Genomic DNA, 24,754 nt, shown 5'->3' on the forward strand with positions numbered 1-24,754 from the left:
ATGCCAATAGCGTCAGTGGGGTCCGTTAGAATTACAAATGTGGTAAAAAGCTGCGTTAACGGTCAGTTGCGTCCGATAGCAGAGCAGATTATAGTTACTTCGTTCGCGCAACTTCACTCGAGTTGTCCGAAGTTGGAGGTCTAGCTCATGAATCGCTAGCCAGTATCAATTGCATCAACGCTAATAAACGCTCCAAGTTAACAGGCTTACTGAGATAATCTGTTGCCCCAGCCTGTAGGATTTTAGCCTTATCTTCCTTCATCGCTTTTGCAGTCAGTGCAATGATGGGAATATTCTTCTTCGCGGGCATTTGTCTGATCCGATTGATTGCCTCATACCCGTTCATCACTGGCATCATAATATCCATAAGAACGATGTCTATAGAAGCTGCTTGCTCCAGTTCATACAGGCCGCTCTCTCCGTTAGTAGCTGTAGTTACATGCAGCCCGCGCTTTCTTAAAGTATTTGATAAAGCGAACAAATTCCGTTCATCATCATCCACGATAAGTACATGCTTTTGATTCAGAGAAGTGAAGTCAGTAAGTGTATCCTCAGCCGTTGTAGCGGCAAGTACCACTCCACTCCCGATCTCTTGAATAACAGTCGCTTGATCAGCCACTTCCTCAAGGCTTGGAGCCTCAAGCTGCAAAGGCAAATACACTGTAAAGACACTGCCCACACCCTCTTGGCTCTCCAGCGTAATTCTACCACCAAGTAAGGTTGCCAGCTCTCTGGATATGGATAAACCAAGCCCAGTTCCCCCATATTGACGTTCTGTATTTCCATTCGCCTGTTGAAATGCTTCGAAGATGATGGACTGTTTGTCTTCTGAAATCCCAATTCCAGTATCCTTGATGGCGAAGGCAATAAATACCCCAACACCCAAATCTGCCAAATCCAGCAGCTCGTCCTTAGTTGCTAAACGGATTTCCAGAGTGATTGCACCTTCCGCTGTAAACTTAAACGCATTGGACAGCAGATTTATAATAATTTGCCGCACCCTTTGAGCATCCGAATAAAACAACGGGGGTAAGTCCTCTCCTAGCTGTATGTGCAAAGGAATCTCTTTTTTATGAGCAAGCTGGCTGAAGTTCTGAGTCATCGCCTCCGGAATCTCCGATATATTTATCGCTTCAATTTCAATATTCAGCTTCCCCGCCTCAACCTTGGACAAATCCAGAATGTCATTAATCAACGCCAACAGATCTTGTCCCGAAGAATGAATAGCTTTTGAGAATTCAATATCCTCTTCACTTAAGGCTCCCGACTGGTTCTCCATAAGAAATTCCGAGAGCAGCAAAATGCCGTTAAGCGGAGTTCGCAGTTCATGAGACATATTAGCCAGAAACTCCGACTTATATTGTGAGCTTTGCTGCAATAACTCTGCATATTGACTAAGCTCCGTTCGTGCTTTTTCTGCCTCAACTGACTTTTGTTCTGCAAGCAGATTCTTATCTTCCAGCTTTCTATTCGTTGCATGCAGCGTCTCTGTCTGGATCTGCAGCTCCTCTGACTGAGTTTGTAGTTCTTCCGTATATACTTGAAGCTCTTCGTTAAGACGTTGAGATTGCTCCAGCAGCTGATCGATTCTCATACTGCTAATCGTGCTGTTAATGGCAGAGCCAAACGCATTCGAAATAGATTTCAAGAACCTGATCTGCAGTTCCGTAAGTGGAGCAAAGGAGGCGATTTCCACCACAGCAACTACCTCACCTGAGAAAGAAATTGGCAGCAGCAACAGCGACTTCGGTACAGAGGCGCCTAGCCCGGACTCAATACTGATATAACACTCCGGCAGCTCCTGTACATGCATCAGACGTGCCTCTTTAGCACATTGTCCAACTAGTCCTTCACCGATATAGAAGGTCTGCGAATCCGGGAAATTGCTGTTTCCGGCAAAAGTAGAGACTCTTTTTAAAAAGTCCTGCTCATGTTCTTGTGTCCGCACATATAAGGAACCATATGGGTAATCAATAACTTCTGCTGTTTTGCCAAGAAAAATGTCCCCCAGTTTCGGGATTTGTGTTATACCCTGATACCTAGCCAATAAATCGTTTGCGTTATCTTGAATCCATATCCGCTCTTGTTGCATGTCTATCAGATGATTCGTTGCTATGCTCAGATCTCTAATTTCATCATTTGTGGTAATCTCTATCCTTGTCTTCTTATCCTCGATAGAATCTAAACCCACAATCGTATGGGTAACTTTATGAATCGTACTAACGATGGCGCGTGAATTGATCCATGAGGCAATTATGGAAGTAACTGCTATAAATGCCCAAGCAATATAAAGAAGCTCAAGCAGAAATTTATTCTTGTCTGCTTGTCTAGCTATCAGGCTGTTAGTGTTCTCATTCATCGTCTCGCGGTAAGCGCTGATTTGATTACGAATCCGGTCCATTTGATCTTTGCCATCGTCTGAATTGAAGTATCTTAGGATCTCAGCTTCCTGTCCCTCTTTTTTTAACTGGATCAAATAATCACCAGATTGCTTGATCCACTGTTTAATATCACTTTCGATACCCACAAGTCGCTGAAGCTGAAAGGAATCATTAGCAGTCAGCACGTAAAGCTTATCATAATTAGCTTCCCATTCAGCCTTACCCAAATTGTAGGGCTCCAGATACTTGTTATCGCCAGTGATGACATATCCACGTTGGCCCGTTTCCATATCTAAAACATTCTTTTCGATCAGATTAGCCAAATTAGTAATCTCTCGGTCCTGATGAGAAATAAAGCTGGTCTCCCGCTGCAGCTCATTAATTCTTCCATGCATGACAAAAACAAATCCTAATAGACAGATCACGATTAAAACTGTAATTGACAGTATTTTATACTGCAATGTAAATCGGCGTTTGTTCACAACTAGCCCCCGTCCTGTCTTCTAACTATAAACCCCTTCCTATTCTACATCATTACAAAGGATTACTTGAACTACGGCTTTATTTATTCTTCTATGTAAGTTTTGGCTGTGGCTAATTTAAACAATTTCAGCAGGGTTGAAACACTTGTTTTTCCCGGAATAAAAAAAAACCCACAAGTGCCTTTCACCTTGAAGGGTTACCTAAATATCTAACTTAGCAAATACAAGTTTTCTTCTTCACACCAAGCTTCCCAGCCTGTTCAACCTTAGCAATATAATCAACAGCCATGGGAACTTTACAAGCGGTTTGTCCCATGTTCACCTGGACCTTACCTATACCTGCTGCGATCTTTGCTGTCTCCTCATGCAGTTCTGTGATACTGCTGCCCACCATAATTACGAAAGTATTCATCGTATAACGGACACGATTTCGCTCCTGATGAATAGTAGCACCCACTTGTTGTAACAACTCCCTAATCTCAGCAATGTCCAGCTTATCATCCGGTGTAATTGAAATGTAATTGGCATAAGTGCTCCAGCCGCAAATAGCTATTAGTTCATCTGAGGAACGAATCCACTCTCTCGCAAGTTCCAATCCATATGGACTCTCTGCGGCGAGAGGGGATACTATATATTCCACTACCGCATGCCAGTTGGCCGCCGAAGCCCAGCTTTGAAGCTCTTCCTTCGTCATAGTCTTAGGATTGACCGTTAGCCCAGCCAAATACATTGCATCGTAATTGCCTGTCTGATACAAAGCCCTTGCCAGACTCTGATCTTTTTTCACATCCTTAACCAGCTTCTTCATATCTCCTACCTTTACTCCAAATAAAGGTTCCACAGCGCCATGTCGTAAAAAGGTATGTTTCGTCTGCTCTGTACCCATCTCCTCAAGCTTGCTCATCACTTCATCAACAGTCAGATTCATTAGGACACTCCTTTATCTTCAATGTTCTTATCCCTTTACTGTTTCTCTTATGATCGGTTCACGACCTAACGTAACTCTGTTCTTCCCTGTATTCTTAGAGTGATATAACGCTTCATCCGCTTCCCGATATAAATCTTCGAAAGTCACCTCTCTACGCTCCGTAAAAGAGATTCCGATACTTGCGGTAAGATGAATGCTATCCTGTTCATTCAAGATTATCGTGTAATCACTCATCATTGTACGAAAATCCTCTGCTTCTTTTAAGGCTGCACGTTTATCTTCAGCGAAAAAGCATACGGCAAACTCCTCGCCACCCACTCTTCCAGCAATACCTTTATTCTGGTATACCTGAAGGATTTTATTCGAGAAATCAACTAACGCCTGATCGCCCGCTAAATGACCATAAGTATCATTAATTAATTTAAAATCATCGATGTCAAATAGCAGCAGAGCCAACCCTAATCCATCCGGGATCGTTTGAATCTGGACCCTTTGCATGAAATGCCTGCGATTATAAAGCCCTGTCAGATCGTCAACCGTTGCCTGATAGACCAGTTCACGCTCATATCGCTTTTTCTCACTATGATCACTAAACACAATAAGCATACCCTTATTCTCTGTTGCCGCATGTTCCGTAGCAATTAAAGAAACCCCATAACAGAGCTCCCCTGCGCCAGAACAAACTACCTCAAACTGTCCTTCTGTCCTCTGACTGTAATGAGCTGCAATGTCTTTGTGAGATTTCATAAAAAGATCAATGTTTTTTCCCATCCAGTTATCGTTCGCTATTCGGGTAATGTCGTATAAAATAGCAGTCGCCGCATCGTTTATGCCAATGATATTATCATAACGGTCAGTCAGAACTACGCCGTCTTTCATGTGCTCTAGAATTTTGTTTTTGGTTAGAGGGAAGATGGTTAATTTGGAGCTAACAAAAAGTGCGAAATAAGCCGCTATAATCGCAGGCAAATAAGTAAACGCCGTAAAACCTGTAATGGTAATCTTCAAGAGGGGAAGTAAAAAGACGGAAATAACCGGAACCAGCAAACCCGCCAACAGCAGGATATTAGTCCGCAAATAAACTCTCGGGGTATTCAGTAGGGAAACTGCCAGCAAGCAGACCGCATATAGCCCAAAAAGCTGATCATACGCAATAAAAGCCATACTAAGGAGCGTAGGCTTTACAGCAATTCCACTAACACCCGCGACCGTCAGGACGGACACTTCACTGCGCATCAGATGATGATAGCTATCCGTAAAAATAAGAAGTACATCCATAACAATAGGGATAGAGAAGATGGCAAGCTTCACGGGCAGGCGCCCTGTGGAAGGAGATACGTATTCTTTTACCACAGCATAAGTAAAGAGCGCACTAAAAAAAAGCGGAGCCTGCTGCACATTCTTCCACCACAGCTTAGACTGAAAAGAGGGTGACATAATCTCTCCCGCCGTTGCAACAAATATAAGGCTGACTAACAGCATTAAGATCCACAAATAGCGTCTCCCTGCTAACTTACGGTGCCGATAGGAGCTGACGCCCATGTACAGACTTAGAACACTGCCCATTAATAAGTAATACGGATATCCCTGAATCCATGGCATGCCATATTTCTCCTATTTTTCAAGTCGCTCCTATCATTATAGCCTAATCCTTGGTACAAATGAATCAACAATAACAGCACATCTTATGCTTTAAATTTCACCCGATTGGAGAACATATATTTTCTGGCTAAATCCTTAAATGTTATTTTATCTTGTGCCGATTCAAAGAAACGTTTAGGGATAATCAGCGCTCTCTGTGTGGACACAAAAAACACAAACAAGTTCGTAGTTTCACCTATCTTATGTATCTCTTCCCACTTCACTTGCCCAGTGCCCGCTTCGGAAAGATAAGATATGCCTTCATCTGAAATCGTATAATTTTGCGGTTGCTGAATTAGGTTATCTGTTTTGAACGCCTTTTTCGATTTTTTGATCAAGCTTGCCTTGGTCATATACCATAAGACAGCGGCAAGAATTATAGCAGTCACAGCCAGGATTGAGATGCTTTGAGTACTGTAATCCTTAGTAATTAATAACAAAATCATAAAGTAAGCGACTACGCTAAAAGAGTTGAGTATAATCCGGCTATTCAAGCTGAACCATAAGTTAAACTCCTGAACGTCTTCACTCTTTAGGACTGTATCTACTTTTATTACATTTTCCATCACTGATCGCTCCCTCGACGCCATGTATATTTTTAAATTCATCTCATTTTAACATGCCTGAACACAAAAAAGGGACATCCCCGAAGCGATTGCTTCTACATGGGTTGTCCCTCTTCAATCCGTAAGGATTCTTATTTCTTTTGTGCAAGACGTTGTTTGAACTTGTCAACACGGCCGCCTTGTTCTGTATCTCTTTGTTTACCAGTGTAAAATGGGTGGGATGCGGAACTTGCGTCCACACGGAGCACTGGGTAAGTGTTGCCGTCTTCCCATTCCATAGTTTCATTGGATGATTTAGTAGATGCACTCAAGAATTTGAAGCCTACGCTTGCATCCAAGAAAATCACTTGGTTGTACTTAGGATGTATGCCTTCTCTCATTCTGATCGTCCTCCTTCTGAATAAATTCGTGGAGCCTTTATGGTAAATTATCCAAATGATCTGTAGGTTTATATATAGAATAACCTAATAAACGTAGGAAAATTCGTAAATCTTACGATTTAGACCACCGCTCCATCATACGCTTATTTAGAGCACAAAGCAACTAATATTCAAATTACTAATTTTTCCATAACCTTTCAAAGCCTACCCATAACGCCGGAGGTTAGAGCGATTTCACCATTCCTCCATCGACTAAAAGAGATTGTCCCGTAACATAAGTATTCGCAAAAGAGCCTAGAAAAACAGCAGCCTTGCCGAATTCTTCGGGCGTGCCCAATCTTCCTAACGGGATTTGCAGCAGCGCTTCCTCTTGAATCTGCTCCATAGGGATCCCCTCTGCTTGTGCACGTTTGCCGTCTAGTTGAAGAATCCGGTCGGTTGCAATACGCCCTGGTGCGATCGTATTAATTAAAATGCGATCCGCAGCCAGCTCAGTAGCCAAGCTCTTGGTCAAGGCATACACGCCAGCGCGAAAAACATTGGAAAGAATTAACCCCTCAATAGGCTGCTTGATAGAAATCGAGCTTATATTAACGATTCGCCCTGCCCCAGAAGAGCGCAGATGCGGCAGTGATTCACGGATCAAACGAATGGTACTCATCAGTGTGAGCTCAAACCCCTGGTTCCAATCCGCGTCAACCATATCAGCGAAACCTCCGCCATGAGGCCCCCCCGCATTGGTCACTACAATATCAAGCCCACCGTTTAGGGCTACAGCCGTTTGAATAGCATGTACGATATCCTCTGGGACAGTCACATCCATCTGAACCATGTTCACCTGCTGTCCTGTGGCTGCCTGAATCTCTTTCTGTGCGTCTACAAGCTGCTCCATACTCCTGCTGGCGATCATTACCTTCGCTCCCTCACGGGCGTACTCCAGCGCAGTTGCGAGTCCTAACCCTTTACTTGCTGCGGCTACGAAAACTGATTTCCCACGAAGTCCCAAGTCCATCATTAATGCCTCCTTCTTAATTAAACTCCCAACAGCTAAGACTTAAATTGCCATACTGATAACTTCGGTGCAGCAGCTTCGCTTCTTTCCCTTTATCGCCAGTTCCCATAGCTATTATCAAGGGGATAAAGTGCTCATTAGTCGGCACTGCATCAACGCCATAAGGAGCAAGCTCCTGATAGTTAAATAGCGACTCTGTATCCCAAGCTTCCAACCTGTGCTGCAGCCAGTCATCGAATGTCTCCGCCCATTTCTCGACGTTCTCCATTCCCCACTTCACGCTACGCAAATTATGGACGGTTCCACCGCTGCCAATAATCATAATATCCTGCTCACGCAGCTCAGATAAAGCCTTACCCATTAAATATTGCTGTTCATTGGACAGCTCTCGATTAACTGACAAAGACACGACAGGAATATCTGCATTCGGATAGATTAATTTAAGAATAGCCCAAGCTCCGTGATCTAGTCCACGCTCTGTATTAAATTTGCTGACAATCCCATTCTTGTGGAACAAAGACATAATTTGCTGTGCAACCTCATTGTCCCCTTTGGCAGGATAAGTCATTCGATACATCTCATCTGGGAAGCCATAGAAATCATAGATGGTGTCGAAAGTCTCCATAACTCCAACCGATTGTGTGTGTTCTTCGAAATGTGCAGAAAATACAACTATCGCTTTCGGTTTGACATTCCTCTCAGCGAGCTCCCCAAGAAATTTCGTATATGCATTGTTATCAAGTACCAGAGAAGGAGCACCATGGGCAATAAAGTAAGAAGGTATCATAGTTTATCACTCCCTAAGTTCTGCCGTAACCAAGCGATCAGGTCCTGCTGATTCTGCGGTAATACACCATGATCCGAAGGATAAGCTTTAAAGGTTAATAATGGGGTTAGACCTTCGAAATAAGCGGCTGTTTCTGTCCCCACTGAAATTGGAAATACAGAATCATATTCACCATGCGAGATGAAGACCGATACCTCCTGCACACTCTTCAGCTCATAATCCGTCTTCACAAACCCCGGAACATAACCGTTCAGCGCTACAATTCCCCGAAGCAAATTCCCCATTGTAAGCGCGAGAGTCATGGACAAAATGGCTCCTTGACTGAAGCCAAGCAGATAACGGTGTTTAGCATCTATAGGGTATTTGTCGGTGGCGTATTCGATAAACTGCTGCAATTGCGATACAGCCTGATCAAACTGCTCGCGGATGGGATGACCTAGACTTTTGAGATCATAATATTGAAATCCTGCCCCTAAAATCATATTCCCCGAATCCCGATAATAATAAATTCTTCAGACAAGGACTCAACAAGCCCGAACATATTCTTCTCATTGGAACCTTTGCCATGCAAGGTGAAGATAACCGGATAAACCCGATTCTCATCGTAACCGGAAGGTAGACTGACATCATATATATAAGGTGCCTTCATAACTAAACACTCCTTCAAAATATTTGTAATACAAAAATAATATTTGTAAAGATAATATTATAAACCTCTAGCTAGTATGTCAATTAATAATTTGTTAATATAAAAATATATTTGCTATTACTAATATCAAAAGGGGCTTTACTAATGAATATAGGTTCAAACATTCGTACAATCCGTAAAAGAAAACATATTACGATTGCCCAAATCTGTGAAACTACTGGCCTGTCACAAGGTTTTATGAGCCAAGTTGAGACTAATAAGACCTCTCCTTCGATTGCAACCCTTAGCCTGATTGCGGATGCGCTGAACGTTCCGTTGGCTTATTTGCTGTTAAAAAAGGAAGAGCGGATGCAGGTGGTACGCTCCAAGGAGCGGCAAATCACCAGTAGCGGAAGTGATAAACTGCAAGTTGAGCATTTAAGCTCGGCAGGTGGTGTACGAATGGTGCTTGTCCATTTCCCTCCGGGTACTTCTACGGGTGAAACTCCGCAGGCGCACGAAGGCAAAGAGGTCCATTTAGTAATAAAAGGTGAGGTTTATGCGGAGCAAGGTGAAGATTTCGGGATGTTCCAAGCGGGGGATTCCTTTAGCTGGAATGCCTGTGTGCCACATCTGGTCATAAATAAAGGCGATGAGCCGGCAAGCGTGCTCATCGCCATCCATACAGAGGCTGATAGTGAAACCGTTGATTTTTAAGCTGGCCTACACGTCGTACTCCAGCTGTTTTTTGGCCTGAACAATGAAATCCAGCGGATTCTCAATCGTGCCGGCTTGGTATTCGACCGCCCCAATCTTAAGACCCAGGCTGACCTTATATTTTCTGGAGAAATTATTGTCATTCAACTCCTGAAGCTTGAGCTTAATCCGCTCGATCACAATCTTCGCCCCATCGCTGTCCGTGAACAGCAGCAGGCCCCATGTTGCTTCATCCTTATCTAGCAGATAGAGTGCATCATTGGTACGAATACTCGCCTGACTAAGCTGAGACACGTCATAGATAGCTTCTGCCAGCTGATCTTCAGGAATGATCCGTCTGATCTCTTTCCAATACTTCACCTTCACCACTAGCAGGGTGAGCGGAATCTGATAGCGGGTCGAAATGCTTGTAAATAATGTAGCATCCGTCTGAAAAGAAATACTGTTCCGCAAATTTGTGTTTTCATCTACGATAGCCATATTGGCAGTCTTTTTGCGTAGCTGCTCATTCTCCACCTGCAAATCACGGCTGCTTAAAGTGAATACCCATAGAACGACCGTTAATAGCGGAGTCATAATTAACCAGAAATAAGTATTCAGGCTAATCGTTTCCCCCAGCGTTATCGTCTGGTACATCGTGTAGAATCCGTAAGCAAAGATAAACACCAGATTCAAGACCAGCCCCGCAGTGACCGTCGTAAAATACGTAACAATGGCCAGAATAAAAGCCACCGTTAAAATGATAATATTCTGGAGGTAATCATCCGGTGCACCTGCAATAAAGACGATACAGAGGAACGATAACACCAGGAATGATAAGAGAGCGATGTCCGACACTAAGCTGCGATTACGTCTCACGCTTATCACCACGTTTCTTCATGTGTTTGCGAAGCAGTAGGATCAGCGATAGAACTACCAGCGTCAGCACCAGTAAAATCACGATGATAAAACTGAGTACATCCGACCGTTCCATTATTTTCTGGGCCACAGAGTCCTCGGCTGCTCCAGTGATTGTTTTGAAGCGGTGTGCGCTGACATTACCGTCTTTATCAACGATTGCGCCATCGCCAAACACCTTCCATTTATCCCGCTCTGTAGCGAGCAGCTTCGATCCTAAGTAATACTCTTCCGAGCTGACCCCCGTAACCGCGAGCAATGCACGTCCCGCCTCAAATGGCGAATCAATCAGCTGCAGTGTTCCGATTCGTGCGCCGTATTGCTCTTCAATACTCATTTTCTCATTGGAGCGAATTGTGGTTCCATCTCCGTTATATTGAAAATAAAGCTTAGCATTCTGATCACGGATCACCTTATTATTCTTATAAGCACCAATAGCGATGATATTATTATTTTTCAAATGATCGGCGTTGACGGTATCGGTATAGAACTGGATATTCCCTATATTTCCGCTGGCATATTTACCAAGCAGATTAAAGATATTCGATACACTTAAATAGGCGTAATCATCCATTTGTTCGGGCAGTACAACCGCCACATGATTATAGATCCCATCGCGAATGAACGGATATGGATAGTTATTAAATAAGAGATCCGTGCGATCCTTCGTATTCAGCTGCATTACAGAATCTTTACTGATATAAGCCCACGGCATTTGGTCCCGATCGATAATACATCTGGCTCCTTCGATCTCCAAATCAAAAGCCACTGTCACCGAGAAATTTCCGGAGATATTCAAATTCTGAGGCACCGAGAGATTAAGAATATCGCCATTCGCCAGTTCCTTGGTCAGCTTCTTACTGCCAATCGGAGTATTATTGATGCTCACGGTAACCAATGAACGAGTAAAATCCAAATTCTGTGCATAACGGAAATCCAGGCTGATTTTACCGGAATCGGCAATCGAGCGGTTCGCTGGCAATGAAATAAAATACGTCTGCTCCTGATGATGTGCCCCGGTCAGTTTATCACCTGTCTCAGTGAACGTGATGTTAGAGCTAATCGAAAGCGCAGGTGCTGATACTTCTGTAGCATCCGTTACTGTTTTCAGATCACTGGTGATCTGCCCGATCAGCTCTGGATTAGCAATCAAACGACCCGCTTTAATCAGCAAGTTCTCATCCTTCGAGGTTACAACCAAGGTGGGCTGGGTATCCTTATTCACTAGCTGGAGCAGCGCGTGCGTACCCAAATCTTCAGTGGAGCTTAGCTGAGCTTTCAGTTCGCTTGGTACTCTGTCATACATAGCTACCAGTACAACTGCGGCCTTATTCTGCACAGCGTCTGCCCGGTACGGGAGCAAGGGAATAGTCTCATCATTTAACGTAATCCCCTTAACAAACCCGGAGAGAGCATAAGTGGCTGCTTCCATTTCTGCCGCCGTGCTTTTGTCCGGTACAGTCAGAATACTCTGATTCTTTGTTAAGGTATCTATCCCGGCGAATCGCTCGCTGAAGTCACTGATCCCTCCACTCAAGGGCTTTGCGGTATAAATCACGTTAACACTGGACGTATTGAACAGATGCAGCCAATTATCCGACGTTTCATCGACCGAACAAAAGAGGTCATCTTGACGATCTGTCTTCAAATAGCCCTGAATGCCCAGCGTATTCGTCCCCTTTTTCAGAAACCCCTTGGGCGCCGCAAGGGTCAACAGCTGTTCGCCGTTGTCTTGTAGTGACGGACGAAACGTATAGAACGGGCTGCCGTTTAGCGTTAAGGTAACACTAGAAATCTGCTCTTCGGTAATTTGTGAAATTTGAAAATGCAGTTTGATCTTTACTTCATCCACATTCCAATAATCCAGAACCTCAAAATATTGCTGCTGGGCACTCGAACCAGTTAAAGACGAGTCTGTTCCCGTAAATGAAGTTGTATAAGTGGACTTATGATCCTGCGGCAACGTCTCTGCGGCAGCAGGATGGGTTGGAATTAACAAAAGGGAGAGGCAGGTTAACAGTATAACCAGCTGTTTTTTTATCTTCATGTTCTGTTTCTCCTGTGATTACATTTTTCTCATATGACTTTTTGGTGCCTCGTTAGTAGCGCTCCGTCTTATACCATTTGGCTTCTCTTTTGAAGATGAGGTCTTTCAGATATAGATATAATCCGTTAGCCGCGACAACCATCCACAGCTGGCAATAAGACACATACATCAACATTACAATCCCTAGATTGGACAAGCTCATCTCGCCCTTTTCTGTCGTTAGCGTGATGAAGGTCCCCACAACGAAAAGAATAATAGCGAGCAGCCATAAGAAATTACTAAGACCTGCAATAGTAGTATGCACATAACCCAAAGCATGCAGGATCAGCAGCACATCCGAGGTGATTAACGACAGCAGCAGCAAGAAGTAAATGGATAGAAAATAAAGAATATCGAACCGCACCTTTGCGGCCGATTTATTGAACAGCAGCGGAATATTTTTGACAATGACATAAATATTGCCCTTCGCCCAGCGGGTTCGCTGCTTGAACCAGACCTTCAGGGTCTGTGGTTCCTGCTCCCACGTGACGGATTTCGGCTGGAACTTGATTTGGTAACCCATCATATAAATCCGGAAGCTGATTTCTGTATCCTCGGCTATCGCTTTAACATCCCAACCACCGATGCTTTCCACAATTGACCTGCGCATAATGAAATTGGTTCCCGGAATAGTGCAAAGCTTGAACAGCTTCCAGCGTCCCGCTTGAGCCATCCATTGAAAGGATAAGGTCTCAATATTAATGAACCGGGTCAGTAAACTTGCATCACGATTACGGGTCCGGAACTTCCCAATCACCGCACCGAGGCTGGAATCATGCATGATCTCAGCAACCAGATAACGCAAAGCTGTTTTCTCCGGAGTATTGTCGGCATCATAAATGGCGATTAGCTCCCCTTTACAGCTGGTAAAGCCTATATTCAAGGCATTGGATTTGCCTTTGCCTCCTGTAACTGCATCCGTATTAATGACTACCAGCTGACGCCCCGGATTTCGGGATTGTATGCCCGCAAGCAGCTCGGCACTGTTATCAGAGGAGTTATCATTAATCACAATAATCTCATACCGATCTTGCGGATAATCCAGCGCCAGCAGAGATTCAACCGTCTTACAAATCACTACCCCCTCATTGTGAGCGGGAACCATAATTGAAACAAAAGGATATTCGCCCTCTATCTCTGGTATATCCTCATTTTCGGATTTAATGTAATATAGATAGCCCGCGATAATGAGGGTCACATTCACCAGCAGCAGAGACCAAATACAGATCACCGCAATCACCATCAGCACGTCTGAAATCGTCATAGGGTCCTCCAAATCACGATTAGTTGTCTCATTTCAAAAACTTTCTGCGATATAACCGGTATCCGATCATTAACAATCCGCCAAACAGCAGCAGAGAAATCATGATCACAACAATAAAAAATTGATTCTGAATATTAAAAAGTCGGGTGAAGCTCTTTTGCTGCTCCTCTGTGTAGCGATAATCGCTATCCACTGTTTCCGGTGTATAGTCCAGGCTTAGAGGTTGTCCATTAATAGAAATCATTCCATCTAATGAGGAGATTGTGTTCTGATCAGTAACGACCTGATGCTCTTCTTGCTTATAATCGGCAAAAGAAACCCAATTCCGTTCCAGACTTCGCAGCATTTCTTCAAGCTGACGCTCATCCTCGGGCATGTCGACGGTGATTACAGTATCCATCGGCAAATGCGGTATCACTTTATTGGATGTATGCAAAGCTTGAAGAAATTCCAGCGGAACGCTATATAAAGAGGATGGAAAGGATTTAGAGGTGTCGCTCTGCTCCATATAATCAATCTGTTCATCCGGATATAACACCACAGAATCAAAAAAGCTCATCCCCGCTTCTGAATACTCTTTGTCATACGACCAATGCATTTCCGCTCCGACTCCAAGCGGCCCAAGCCCGTTTTCGGCCAACAGATTGATGAAATCATTCATCTTTCCTTTAAGCGTATGGTCACTGGAGCTTATCGTTGGCATCACCACTGGGGCATTGACCAGAATGCTTCCATTGCTGGATTGCACACTTTTCATAGCCACTAAATAACGCTGCATGGCCGGATAGTCGGTATTGCTGAACACAGGCCGCACACTTGCAAGAAACGGAATCCCCAGTTGATACAGCCGCTCACCCGTTTCTGCCAGCAGTCGCAGATCGGAGAAAGGATAGATTTCTTTGATCGCAAGGTACATTTTAGGAGTAGCAGTGATATGGAGCCAATCCTTCAGAACATACGCCATCCCCAGCGTACTGACATTCCCTTGTTCAAAATATGGGGCATATGTATCATTCCCCTTACTCACAGCGTACGGTGCTTGCAGACCCTCCTCCGCAAAAGAGAGTTGACCGAAGGATTTGACCGCCTGACTCGCTACAATATAAGGCATATCCTGCACCTTAGCTTGAATTCCGGAGAACTGTCCGATTTCGAGCTCAGCACTCCCGTCATAGATCACATCAGTGGTTAGCTGTAACGCCTTCGTTAGACTAGCGGGTGGGTTGTACCCGATATGCAAATACTGCCCCTGATAATGCTCCCAATCCTCTATATAGGATTTATTCGCGATCGAAATATCCGCTTCGTTACGGACCATGATCACTCTGGAGTAATTTTTCAGCATCCCCTGCTCGTATTGATCTAGGCTTCGAAGTGTAACCTTTGTCGAGTAAGCTGCCAGCAGACGTTGAAGTTCAGTCACATTTCCATCCTTAGAGGTCCCCTTGGCAAGGCTGTCATAGAGCAGTAAGACTTGTTGTGGCGATGCAGCAGATTGAACAGGAGTGGCGGGCAGCAATAGGATGGTTAAGCTCAGCGTCAGCAGCAATATACAGTATAAGATCCCTCTGCGCTTCAAACACTCACATCCTTTTGAGGCTTTGTAAATGGACTAGACATGGTGGGGCTCTCGTTAACCGGCTTTTTGCGATTTTTGAAGAATCTGCGTCCGATCACACTAGATACTGTCAAAAAGGTCACCAAATCAAAAGATAAAGTGAACAAGAATTCATGCTTGGAAATGTCGGCATCACCGGCACCGATAATCGATACAAAAATGCCTGAAAGACCAATGCCTATCGTAGCGACAATCAATACCATCCGCTGCAATCCTCTAAAATTGCGTGCCTTAATGGCTGTTACAAAGGAAGGCATATACAGACCGATGACAAGCACTGTCCAAAGGAAGATAAAACCTATCGTTCGTGGTGCTAAAGCCTTTTTCAGCTGACTGTATCCAGTAAAAAAGTGACTCTGTGCTCGAAATTCCTTCCCAACAGATTGCTCGTAATTGCCCATCGCCGCTGGTTTAATCGAGAATGCACTTTGAGCAGCTACATTAAGAATCGAGTTAAGCTGATCCGGATTCGATATATAGTATTTAAGGATCGAAACAAATCCGTAACGACTGTAAAAGTTCTCTTGGAGGATCGGCGAATTCACATCAATAGTTCCGTATTTCTCGTAGTAAATGCTATTTTTCAAGATGGCATATTGTTCATCAATATCGAATGACTTCAGTGCCTTCTCCGGATCGGAGGAATCCTTCAGCACCCCTCGGGTCATGGCATGGAACTGGTTAATATTCACGAACTCATCCGAGATATTCAAATAAGTGAACACACCTGCGAACAGGATCAAAGCAAGGGAAACCAGGGTCAGAATACGAAAGATCTTATCCCTGCGAATCCAAAGGATTGAACACCCCAGAACCGCAATGATTATACCCACTGGCGCATTTTGCTGCTTGGAAGTAGTCAGGATAATCGTACTGATCAAGAACAGGGCCAGCAGCACGTAGTCATTGTATCTTTTTTGATATAACAACAACCAAGCTGCGAACATAGTAATCATCGTGATCATCACGACGCTCTCACCGTAAAAGGAGTTGAAATAAGCGGTATACCCGGTATCTCCAAATATAAAAATAGCAATACCTGCAGTGACCCATCCCTGCTTGCGGGTCATCCCCCATGTAATAGCCTCTATTAATAAGTAGATCGCCGCAACATATAAAATCGTGTAAATGACTGCTTGAAACCGGATATCGAAAACCTCGCTGCTAAAAAACAGCTTATTAAGTCCAATGGCCAGCTGGATAAATAGGGACTGTGAAGAAAATAATGTCGCGCCATTCTCATTAAAATATTGAAAGATTCCATATTGCTTTACAAAATAACCAAAGTATTGCTCGTCATAATCCGGCAGATTGAAATAAATTCCGTTACTATAGATGCTGCGAAAAAAATCACCATTATCCGCCATTCCGACATACGGGGCGGTAAATAAGGCGATGATGGTTATAAGCAACACTCCAACAGCAGTGATAAAAGCCGGGGACAATGGCAACGGTAGGTTAGCGAGTGTCATCCCCTGCCTCAGAGGTGATTTCACCGTGTTGTTTATCATGCAGATTCACCTTCGTTACTATAGGTTTAAATTAATAGACATAGGCCAATGATGCCATCAGATTGTCAAAGGAATAGGCTTGGCCACTAGCTACATCGCCGAAGCCTCCATACAGTGAGCTGCCGGCATCGGTTATTCTGAACTCGTTCATTCTTTCAATGCTTTTGCGATAGAGTGCATCGTCTCCGATCTCGGCACCAATCATAGCCGTAATGGCGTAAATGGCTGTTGAGCGAATATCGTTAAGCGGCTTTCCCTCACGCGAATATTGTCCATATAATGTGCCAGCCTCGACCTGCTGCTTGATAAAATTAATGCTGGAGGATTTCTGCTGGTCTACCTCTGCCAAAGCCAGAATAGACAGTAGCGATTCTACTGTATTGATATTCTCCGAACTATAGGTTCCACTCTCATAATTAAACCTTGTTTCATAGAAGGGAAACTCATCTGATAAATATCCATCTTTCAGAATAACGCTCATATTATTCAACAAAAAGTCACGAGATTCTCCAGAAACCGACAATTTTTGCATTGTACCTAAATCAATATAACATAAAGTAACGAATGTGTTGGTTTTTTTGTAATTTTCATCATAGAAGTCATACATATATCCATTTTTTACATTATAGTTATAAAACCTCTCACCATACTTAGCCGCTTCTTCTGTATATTGTTTATCTCTAAACGTATCCCCCGCTTCATAAAGCGCACGAATGATACGTAAGTCATCAACGGCAGCATTCACAGGATATAATTTCTGCTGTTTAGGGCTATATCGGTAGCTAAAACCACCCTTCATATCAAAGGTTTGCTTAGCCAGCGCCCATTCTTCTGCAAATCGCTCTTTCTCACCACTCCGTACGGCTGCCAGCATCCTCAGAGAGGCAGACTCACTTAGAATCTCATGGCCGCTTGCTGCTTCCCCGGATTGCTCTGTTTCAATTAAATTCGTATAAACACCGGACGAGCCGGTAAGCTTCGTAACAATAAATTGCTCTAAAGCATCCAATTCCTGTGAAAGGTCCCCCATATCATTATTAGCCGAACCCGTAGGATTCGGTGGCTCTGTTGTATGAACATTCGCGGAGGGCGAGGGTGTTGATGCCGGCATTGCTGTTTGCTCGCATGCTGTTAATGCTGTAAAACCTGTAAGTACCACTACAGCAACAGCTATCTCTTTCCTCAAAAAATCACCTCTCTAAGCATCTGCTTATATTGCCTAGTATTATCTATAACGGTAATATACATCACATCCTTAATCCAAATGTTAAATTTATGAAACCATTAGATGAAAAAAAAGAGGCATCCACACGCCTTCTGACGAGCAGATCCTCCTTTTTCTGTCATCTACTTACTTTATTCCATACGTTCCCAAAAACGATGGGCAGTAATGGCTGCAACGAAGCTAGCCGCGAAAACTTCCCCACCATCGCCTATTATGACTCCCGGACTGCTTCTATGTTCATCTGTTGCAAGCAGCTCAGCAAGTATTGTCGTCATCGCGATAGGTTTAAAATGTGCATAGGCTTGGTTGAGGAATAACGCTGCATCTTTATGGAATTTCTTGCGTTCCGCATTTCCACCAGCCGCATAAATCGCATCGAAGAGCACCGAATCTGTAGTGGACAAGGTATGGATGACTTCAAGCTCTGTGCCGCTTGAGCCTTTAATAAATCCAAGCTTATCACTGATTAGCTCCGGTTGTATCCCAGCTCCCATAAGCGTGTCCAACACAGGCATTACCGCAGCTTCATCAAAACCATCTCCGATAATCACGCCTACTTTCCGCGTGTTGGGATGTTTTTTCGTATTAGCCTGACTTAAGGCAGGGGAAGCTTGAGTGACCTCGGAACCGCCAACTTCTGGAGCCGCTACTCCAATGGCTTCTGCCACAGGTACAGCAAGCTCGGAGGTAATGTTAGCAAGCATATTTACGACCTGCTGTCGGACCGACTTACTCTTAACCTTTCCAAGCTCAAAAGAATAAGCTTCGATAATATGCAATTGTTCCGGAGGGCTCATACTATTCCAGAATAACTTGGCTTGTGAAAAATGATCCTCAAAGCTTTTACTCCGGCTCCGTACCTTACGGCCCTCAACCTTTTCTTGATAATGCACATAACCGCCTTCAGCCTCTGGGACAGGTCTCGGCGTGTTTTGGGCCAGAGAATTATTATGATAACTCACAGTGCCCTGATTAATCGTCTGCCGCCCATATCCGTCACGCTGGTTGTTGTGAAAAGGACAAACCGGTCTATTGATCGGCAGTTCGTGGAAGTTAGGACCTCCAAGCCGAATCAACTGGGTATCCGTATAAGAGAACAATCTGCCCTGAAGTAGGGGGTCATTGGTGAAATCAATCCCTGGCACTACATGTCCGGGGTGGAAAGCCACCTGCTCCGTTTCGGCAAAAACATTATCCACGTTGCGGTTCAAGGTCATTTTCCCAACGATCTGCACGGGCACGTCTTCCTCTGGCCATAGCTTTGTAGGGTCCAGCACATCGAAATCAAACTTGAATTCGTCTTCTTCACTAAGAAGCTGAATGCCCAGCTCGTATTCCGGAAAGTTGCCGGCTTCAATCGATTCCCATAGATCACGGCGGTGAAAGTCAGGGTCCGCTCCGGATATTTTCTGTGCTTCGTCCCACACCAAAGAATGTACACCAAGTACTGGTTTCCAATGGAATTTAACAAAATGCGCTTTCCCCTGTTCATTGATCAGACGGAAGGTGTGAACTCCAAACCCTTCCATCATCCGGAAGCTTCGCGGAATGGCGCGGTCGGACATCAGCCACATCGCCATATGGGCCGATTCCTGATTATTGGCGATGAAATCCCAGAAGGTATCATGGGCTGATGCTGCCTGAGGCATTTCATTATGCGGCTCCGGCTTAAGCGCATGCACTAAATCAGGGAACTTAATCGCATCCTGTATAAAAAAGACCGGCATATTATTGCCTACCAAATCATAATTGCCTTCTTCGGTATAAAATTTGGTCGAGAAGCCCCGGGCATCCCGCACAGTTTCGGCTGAACCCCGTGATCCTGCTACCGTTGAGAACCGGACAAACACCGGGGTCTTCACGGACGGATCTTGAAGGAATTTCGCCTTCGTATATTCTTTCAACGATTTATATACTTCAAACTCCCCGTGGGCGGCAAATCCGCGTGCATGCACGATCCGCTCAGGAATCCGCTCGTGATCGAAATGGGTCATTTTTTCCCGAAAATGAAAATCCTCCAGCAAGGTTGGCCCCCGGTCACCGGCTTTTAGGGAGAACTCATCCTCGGACACTTTCAATCCCTGATTGGTTGTTAAAGCGTGACCTTCGTCCTTACTGCGAAACTGTTCCAGTTGCTCATTTTTGCTATTTCCGTTCACTTTTTGCTGTTCACTCATTAACAATGGCTCCTTCCGAAAGGTAGAGTAACGATAATATTCATCTCTTACCCTTAAGGAAGGAACGGCAAACAAAAAGAAGCGGAATTCCGAGAAGCCATTCTCCCGAAAATCCGCTTTACTCGCTTATCACTGACCTAACCTTTAATTCTCCGATACGTCTCTTCATCCGAAACAATATATAATCTAGCCTCTTTAGGAATAGGCTGGTCCAGCTTGCGATTGATGCTAAGGTCACTACGATCCGAGAGTAAAGTTGCACCTTGAAGGAGCAATTCCTGAAACGCCTGCCCATAGGTCTTCCATGCACTATTCACTGGAATCTCATAAATATCATCCCCATACTGGCGGCTCAGCAGCTGCGTAATCACCTCTGAATTCCCCTCTTGCAGAGCGGATCGGACAGCCAATCTAGAAATGGCATCATGCGACAGAACGAATTCATTGACCTGAACATGCCTGAAATTCTGTATATTCTTCTCCTGCATAATTTCTACGGTAGTATGTACTTGTGGCGCTATGCGCTCAATGCTGGAGGCGATAAGCAGAGATTTCCCGTCAATTAGCGATGCTTCATCAATCCGTGTGTCTCCGAACACAATGGCTGCCCTGGCTTCGTGTATGTTAGCTTTAAGGAGAATCTCATCGCTGGAAGCATCGCCGCTTACAAAGTGGACCTGTTCCATATGCTCCAGCGGATGCCGTCCTATCTCATCAATGATGACGATATGACATTTAGGTGAATAACATAACACCTCATCTACCGCAGCTTGCGCTTTCTTACTCCAATTGATTAATATCACATGATCCTTTCCTCGGAAGCTCAATGTTCCTGCTCCTCTCCTTCTCTGCACCTCTGCAATAGAGTCAATAACCTTGCCAATAACCAAGCTGAGAAGACCAATCCCAAAAATATATAGAAACATGGTGAATAGCTTACCAACTACCGTCTCGGCAAAATAATCCCCATACCCAACGGTGGCCATCGTTGTCATGACCCAATAGAAGGCATTAAACCAGTTGTGGAATGTACTCGGTTCAAGCAGGTAAGCTATCGATGCGCTAAGAATTATAAAGATCAAAATAATCAGACCGATCGACCGTTTGCGTAAACGCATCATCCTGGTGGATATTCTCAGAAAAAAATGCATCTGCCATCCCTTCCTCACATTAATAAAGCTGCCTCTCGAGGTTATTACTGAGGGCAGCCTTATTAATGTCCATCTGCGATTTGTGAACTAAACAATCAAACTGCTGACTGCAAATGCTGTGCCGATAAACACCAAGCAGAGCATAGTGCCTACTGCCACATTGCCTTTTTCCAGATGTTCTGAAATTTTAAAGCTTGGGGTCGCCAATTCAAAAATCCAGTAAGCAGCGATGAGGCATACATAACCGACAGCAAACCAAATGATCATATGCAGAATAGAGGTATTCGTATACGCCGCTACTCCAATGATAATTGCTGTAGCGAGAAATTTGCCGCCAAGCGCTAGAGCTACAGCCACATTTCCTTTTTTCAGCTCTTCCATATCCTTGAACGGGGTCATCAAGCCAAAGATAACCATACCCAACAATTGCAGAAGAATAATCACAAATATACTGACTATTAAATTAACAACAATCGTCACTTTGCCCACCCCCGAAATTTCGCATATGCCGAGTCATAATCGGCGAAATCATGTACTTCCTCAAGGACTACGGAAGCGGTCTTTTCTTTCTCTAATGCTGCATAACGCTCATCGTCTATCGGCTGCTTGATCCGGTTGCCGGAAGGCAGCTCGAGGACGGCAAAGTTTCTTGTCTTCTCATTATATTTTGTCTTGTATACTCCTACAAGATCAACATCTGTAGTTACCGATACCTTAAGGTTGGTAAGATCCTCGACTGCTGTTTTTTCATCGGGATACGATTTAATGGTCGTCCAGGAAGAGAGGCGGACTTCATTGCGTTGGTCGGCATCTGTGATCAGCTCAGCGTCCATGAACTGCAGTGTCCATATTTTATCGCCAGTAGCATAATTCTCATCATTCGGCAGCAGCTCATTATCCGGCAACACCGTCATATCGCTACCAATTAGATCACCTACAGTACTCTCCACAACCCGGTAATCCCAAGGTACCCGTGCAACACTGTCAGAAGTTTCAGCAGTGCCTGAATCAAACACACTCCCCTGATTACTGGAACATGCACTAAGCAGCAATACCGTTAGAAGCATCATACATAAAGCCCCGATCCGGGCCTTTACTAATCTAGTAGACGACTTGTTTATAGCCTTACTTTTATCCAACTATCTCACTCCCAACGCGATAAAATGACTGGCATTGCCCGTAATCAGTCCGCCAGCCCGGCCGAGCAGCCCACACGGCTTCCCATTAATGACGAACATGCCTGTCAGTAGGTGGAATTCACCTTCGGCGGTGTGTATTCGGGCTAGTTCAGCTCTTTTTTGATATACAGAGGGAAAAAGCTGACTGCTATCATAACCCTCTTCGTCCTCAATTTCTAGAGTTCCACTATCGTCAAAGAGACGTACAGAACCGCCTTCGCGGCCAAATACAGATTTGGACACAAAGCTGCCAGAGAACACAGGCTTATTATAAGTCGGCAAAATATAACGTGAGATCGCCTCACGCTCTTCATTGTCAAATAATAAGCCAAGCTCATACATTCCCCACACAGCTGCAATCAATCCCTTAGACTGCAACAGGATACTGTGTGGTCCATTAAAAAGCTGAAGATTTCCCTGTTCAACAGCATAGGCAAGTGCATCTCCACCCTCATCGACGGCCATCCACTCTTTAGGATATAGGGCGAACATCCGCTTTATCACCCGGTCCTCCCCGTCCTTCAGAATGCCCTCATCGACCCACAGATCGAGACAGTCCACACACTGAATAGTAAGCCCGCTATGTCTGGCCAAGGCTTCAATCGTACCCGAATCTTCAAGATGAGAGCCATAAGCAACACAAGCTGCGGTATCTGGTCGTTCTATCTGCCAGGCTGCGGCAAGTTGTTCCTTCATCGCATGATTTGGACTAGTCACACCCGCCTGTTCACAGATCCAAGGTGTTGCTATGGAAGCCTCCACATAACCTGTAGGTGTATCGGCATTCAGTTCCAGAAGCTTGATGGTTCCATCATTAGCTATCGCAAAATCGAACCTTGCATACCGACTGATTAGACCTTCTTCTGGAATAGGAAACCCGTCAAGCATCTCCCAAAGAACAGGAGGAATGCCCAGCAGCTCATACAAATCGCGTTTTAGATGTATATACCGAACCGCTTTATCGAGGATAGCCCACAGCTTTGCGGAGGCTTCCTCAAGCTCTTTATAAATGTCGCTGCGCATCACAGCTATTGCATCCATCCAGTACTCTTCTTCCTCTAGATCTGCCCAAGTGAACCCAAGCTCATGCAGCGCTTGTACCCGTGGGCCCCGCTCCAGATCAGACAAATCTAGAATCTCAAACACGCTCTGCTGATCACTCATCCGCCGAAACCACTCTTACTGGAACCAGATCTCGATGAAGATTTCGAGCCTGAGCTTGATTTAGAGTTCTTCGAAGAGTTTAAGCCACTGGAAGTGCCACCGATTCCGTTCTTTGAAGAGGAACCTCTTCTCGTGATGGAACCCGTGGATGAGGTTGAGGTTTTAGGTTTCACTACAGAACCGGGCACCTTTTTATTCTGGAACTTTTCGCTGCTATAAGTAGGTGGTTTATAAGTGGTTCTCGTGCCTCCATAATAGGTAGGACGGTCCTTAGCCCATCCTCTGGAGGAGTAATTGGCACCGCTGTTAAACAACATGTGATACAGAAGCAAATCCGTCCAGCCAAAACCTGAATGATAACCGCCATAGTTATTCACTACCGTTGTTCCGTTTGAAGTTACTACGCCTTGGCCTTGCTCCTCTACCTCTTTCGTACCTTCTTCGGGGTAGGGAATATTCCAATCCACATTTTTATCAAAATAAGCTTTAACCTCTTCATTAGACCAAGAGACTAGCTGTGGTTCGCCCGCAGAAGTATTCGCGCTAGCCCCCGCTCCGCCAGGAATAAACATAGCATTCGCTAATAAGGCTATGCCTAGCGATGTTGATAATACACGGATGGGTTTGCCATCTGCGGTAAATAATTTTGATGCAGGCAATTCCTTATCCCTTTCTTCTTTAGCCATCGTAAGGTTCTCCTTCCCTGATGATCTTCTATCCCTCAGTGTGCATCGGAACAAGCAAAAGCTCCAGCTTGCCCTCATCCACATTCAGTCGTCCTTCAACCGCCTCATATTCCTTACTGCCCACCACTATATAATTGACATGTTCAAGTGCAGTTATCATATTCATGCTCCACGTACGCTCTTCAATCACTCGTAGATCACCTTCTGGCATTTTTTCGATTAAAACTACACTCATCCCGTTATCCATTATTACCATTCCTTCCTTATATCTGCTA

At 44.5% G+C, this 24,754-nt stretch carries 23 protein-coding genes; 1 reads left to right on the plus strand and 22 read right to left on the minus strand.

Translation table 11 applies throughout. The annotated features are described in order from the left end of the window. Positions 1 to 145: 145 nt before the first annotated feature. The 9 genes from NST58_RS31395 to NST58_RS31435 form a co-directional block, all read right to left on the minus strand. Complete coding sequence (locus NST58_RS31395) at positions 146 to 2,863, minus strand: CHASE3 domain-containing protein (protein ID WP_339245409.1); 2,718 nt, start codon at positions 2,861 to 2,863, stop codon at positions 146 to 148. 214 nt (positions 2,864 to 3,077) lie between these two features. After that, a complete protein-coding gene (locus NST58_RS31400) occupies positions 3,078 to 3,785 on the minus strand; it encodes a DNA alkylation repair protein (protein ID WP_076218263.1) in 708 nt (235 codons plus the stop codon). 33 nt (positions 3,786 to 3,818) lie between these two features. Continuing rightward, positions 3,819 to 5,393, minus strand: a complete 1,575-nt coding sequence (locus NST58_RS31405) for a diguanylate cyclase (protein ID WP_339245411.1) — start codon at positions 5,391 to 5,393, stop codon at positions 3,819 to 3,821. Between the two features lie 83 nt (positions 5,394 to 5,476). Beyond that, on the minus strand, positions 5,477 to 5,998 hold the full coding sequence (locus NST58_RS31410; RefSeq protein WP_076124082.1) for a YcxB family protein: 522 nt from the start codon (positions 5,996 to 5,998) through the stop codon (positions 5,477 to 5,479). A gap of 131 nt (positions 5,999 to 6,129) precedes the next feature. Then, on the minus strand, positions 6,130 to 6,378 hold the full coding sequence (locus NST58_RS31415) for a type B 50S ribosomal protein L31 (protein ID WP_036682161.1): 249 nt from the start codon (positions 6,376 to 6,378) through the stop codon (positions 6,130 to 6,132). A gap of 223 nt (positions 6,379 to 6,601) precedes the next feature. Continuing rightward, positions 6,602 to 7,390: an SDR family oxidoreductase gene (locus NST58_RS31420; protein ID WP_076218249.1), complete on the minus strand. Its 789-nt coding sequence runs from the start codon at positions 7,388 to 7,390 to the stop codon at positions 6,602 to 6,604. A 16-nt stretch (positions 7,391 to 7,406) separates the two neighbouring features. Beyond that, positions 7,407 to 8,177, minus strand: a complete 771-nt coding sequence (locus tag NST58_RS31425; protein WP_076218250.1) for a class III extradiol ring-cleavage dioxygenase — start codon at positions 8,175 to 8,177, stop codon at positions 7,407 to 7,409. Continuing rightward, positions 8,174 to 8,659, minus strand: a complete 486-nt coding sequence (locus NST58_RS31430; RefSeq protein ID WP_339245414.1) for an esterase — start codon at positions 8,657 to 8,659, stop codon at positions 8,174 to 8,176. Before NST58_RS31430 ends, NST58_RS31425 begins: the two co-directional genes overlap by 4 nt. Continuing rightward, positions 8,656 to 8,826 (minus strand): hypothetical protein, encoded by a 171-nt coding sequence (locus NST58_RS31435; RefSeq protein WP_339245416.1) that lies wholly within the window; start codon positions 8,824 to 8,826, stop codon positions 8,656 to 8,658. Before NST58_RS31435 ends, NST58_RS31430 begins: the two co-directional genes overlap by 4 nt. Before the next feature lie 144 nt (positions 8,827 to 8,970). On the opposite strand from NST58_RS31435, the gene NST58_RS31440 reads away from it, so the two are divergent. Then, the gene (locus tag NST58_RS31440) at positions 8,971 to 9,522 is read left to right on the plus strand and encodes a helix-turn-helix transcriptional regulator (RefSeq protein WP_076191653.1); all 552 of its coding nucleotides are present in this window, start codon (positions 8,971 to 8,973) and stop codon (positions 9,520 to 9,522) included. Between the two features lie 6 nt (positions 9,523 to 9,528). Here the strand turns inward: NST58_RS31440 and NST58_RS31445 are convergent, their stop codons facing one another. The 13 genes from NST58_RS31445 to NST58_RS31505 all read right to left on the minus strand — a co-directional run bounded on the left by NST58_RS31445 (position 9,529) and on the right by NST58_RS31505 (position 24,726). Further along, entirely contained in the window at positions 9,529 to 10,380 is an 852-nt protein-coding gene (locus tag NST58_RS31445) for a diguanylate cyclase (RefSeq protein ID WP_036682174.1), read from the minus strand. Continuing rightward, complete coding sequence (locus tag NST58_RS31450; protein WP_339245419.1) at positions 10,370 to 12,466, minus strand: cellulose biosynthesis cyclic di-GMP-binding regulatory protein BcsB; 2,097 nt, start codon at positions 12,464 to 12,466, stop codon at positions 10,370 to 10,372. Before NST58_RS31450 ends, NST58_RS31445 begins: the two co-directional genes overlap by 11 nt. A gap of 52 nt (positions 12,467 to 12,518) precedes the next feature. After that, positions 12,519 to 13,769, minus strand: coding sequence for a glycosyltransferase family 2 protein (locus NST58_RS31455; RefSeq protein ID WP_036682179.1), 1,251 nt, complete (start codon positions 13,767 to 13,769; stop codon positions 12,519 to 12,521). 28 nt (positions 13,770 to 13,797) lie between these two features. Further along, complete coding sequence (locus NST58_RS31460; protein ID WP_339245422.1) at positions 13,798 to 15,348, minus strand: hypothetical protein; 1,551 nt, start codon at positions 15,346 to 15,348, stop codon at positions 13,798 to 13,800. Then, a complete protein-coding gene (locus NST58_RS31465; protein WP_339245425.1) occupies positions 15,345 to 16,898 on the minus strand; it encodes a hypothetical protein in 1,554 nt (517 codons plus the stop codon). Before NST58_RS31465 ends, NST58_RS31460 begins: the two co-directional genes overlap by 4 nt. Before the next feature lie 31 nt (positions 16,899 to 16,929). Then, the gene (locus NST58_RS31470; RefSeq protein WP_081387421.1) at positions 16,930 to 18,084 is read right to left on the minus strand and encodes a glycosyl hydrolase family 8; all 1,155 of its coding nucleotides are present in this window, start codon (positions 18,082 to 18,084) and stop codon (positions 16,930 to 16,932) included. Between the two features lie 170 nt (positions 18,085 to 18,254). Continuing rightward, complete coding sequence (locus NST58_RS31475) at positions 18,255 to 20,300, minus strand: catalase (RefSeq protein ID WP_076218254.1); 2,046 nt, start codon at positions 20,298 to 20,300, stop codon at positions 18,255 to 18,257. A 137-nt stretch (positions 20,301 to 20,437) separates the two neighbouring features. Then, positions 20,438 to 21,451: a potassium channel family protein gene (locus tag NST58_RS31480; protein WP_076181897.1), complete on the minus strand. Its 1,014-nt coding sequence runs from the start codon at positions 21,449 to 21,451 to the stop codon at positions 20,438 to 20,440. An 87-nt stretch (positions 21,452 to 21,538) separates the two neighbouring features. Then, positions 21,539 to 21,931, minus strand: coding sequence for a DUF350 domain-containing protein (locus NST58_RS31485; RefSeq protein WP_038573772.1), 393 nt, complete (start codon positions 21,929 to 21,931; stop codon positions 21,539 to 21,541). Beyond that, positions 21,928 to 22,521: a hypothetical protein gene (locus tag NST58_RS31490; RefSeq protein ID WP_232061559.1), complete on the minus strand. Its 594-nt coding sequence runs from the start codon at positions 22,519 to 22,521 to the stop codon at positions 21,928 to 21,930. The genes NST58_RS31485 and NST58_RS31490 overlap by 4 nt, the downstream gene beginning before the upstream one ends. Before the next feature lie 69 nt (positions 22,522 to 22,590). Continuing rightward, the gene (locus NST58_RS31495; RefSeq protein ID WP_076181895.1) at positions 22,591 to 23,793 is read right to left on the minus strand and encodes a glutathionylspermidine synthase family protein; all 1,203 of its coding nucleotides are present in this window, start codon (positions 23,791 to 23,793) and stop codon (positions 22,591 to 22,593) included. After that, positions 23,790 to 24,479, minus strand: a complete 690-nt coding sequence (locus NST58_RS31500; protein ID WP_076124098.1) for a hypothetical protein — start codon at positions 24,477 to 24,479, stop codon at positions 23,790 to 23,792. Before NST58_RS31500 ends, NST58_RS31495 begins: the two co-directional genes overlap by 4 nt. A gap of 28 nt (positions 24,480 to 24,507) precedes the next feature. Then, complete coding sequence (locus NST58_RS31505) at positions 24,508 to 24,726, minus strand: hypothetical protein (protein ID WP_036682196.1); 219 nt, start codon at positions 24,724 to 24,726, stop codon at positions 24,508 to 24,510. Positions 24,727 to 24,754: the final 28 nt, after the last annotated feature.

Source organism: Paenibacillus sp. FSL R10-2796 (assembly GCF_037965315.1).
Classification (GTDB): domain Bacteria; phylum Bacillota; class Bacilli; order Paenibacillales; family Paenibacillaceae; genus Paenibacillus_AQ; species Paenibacillus_AQ odorifer.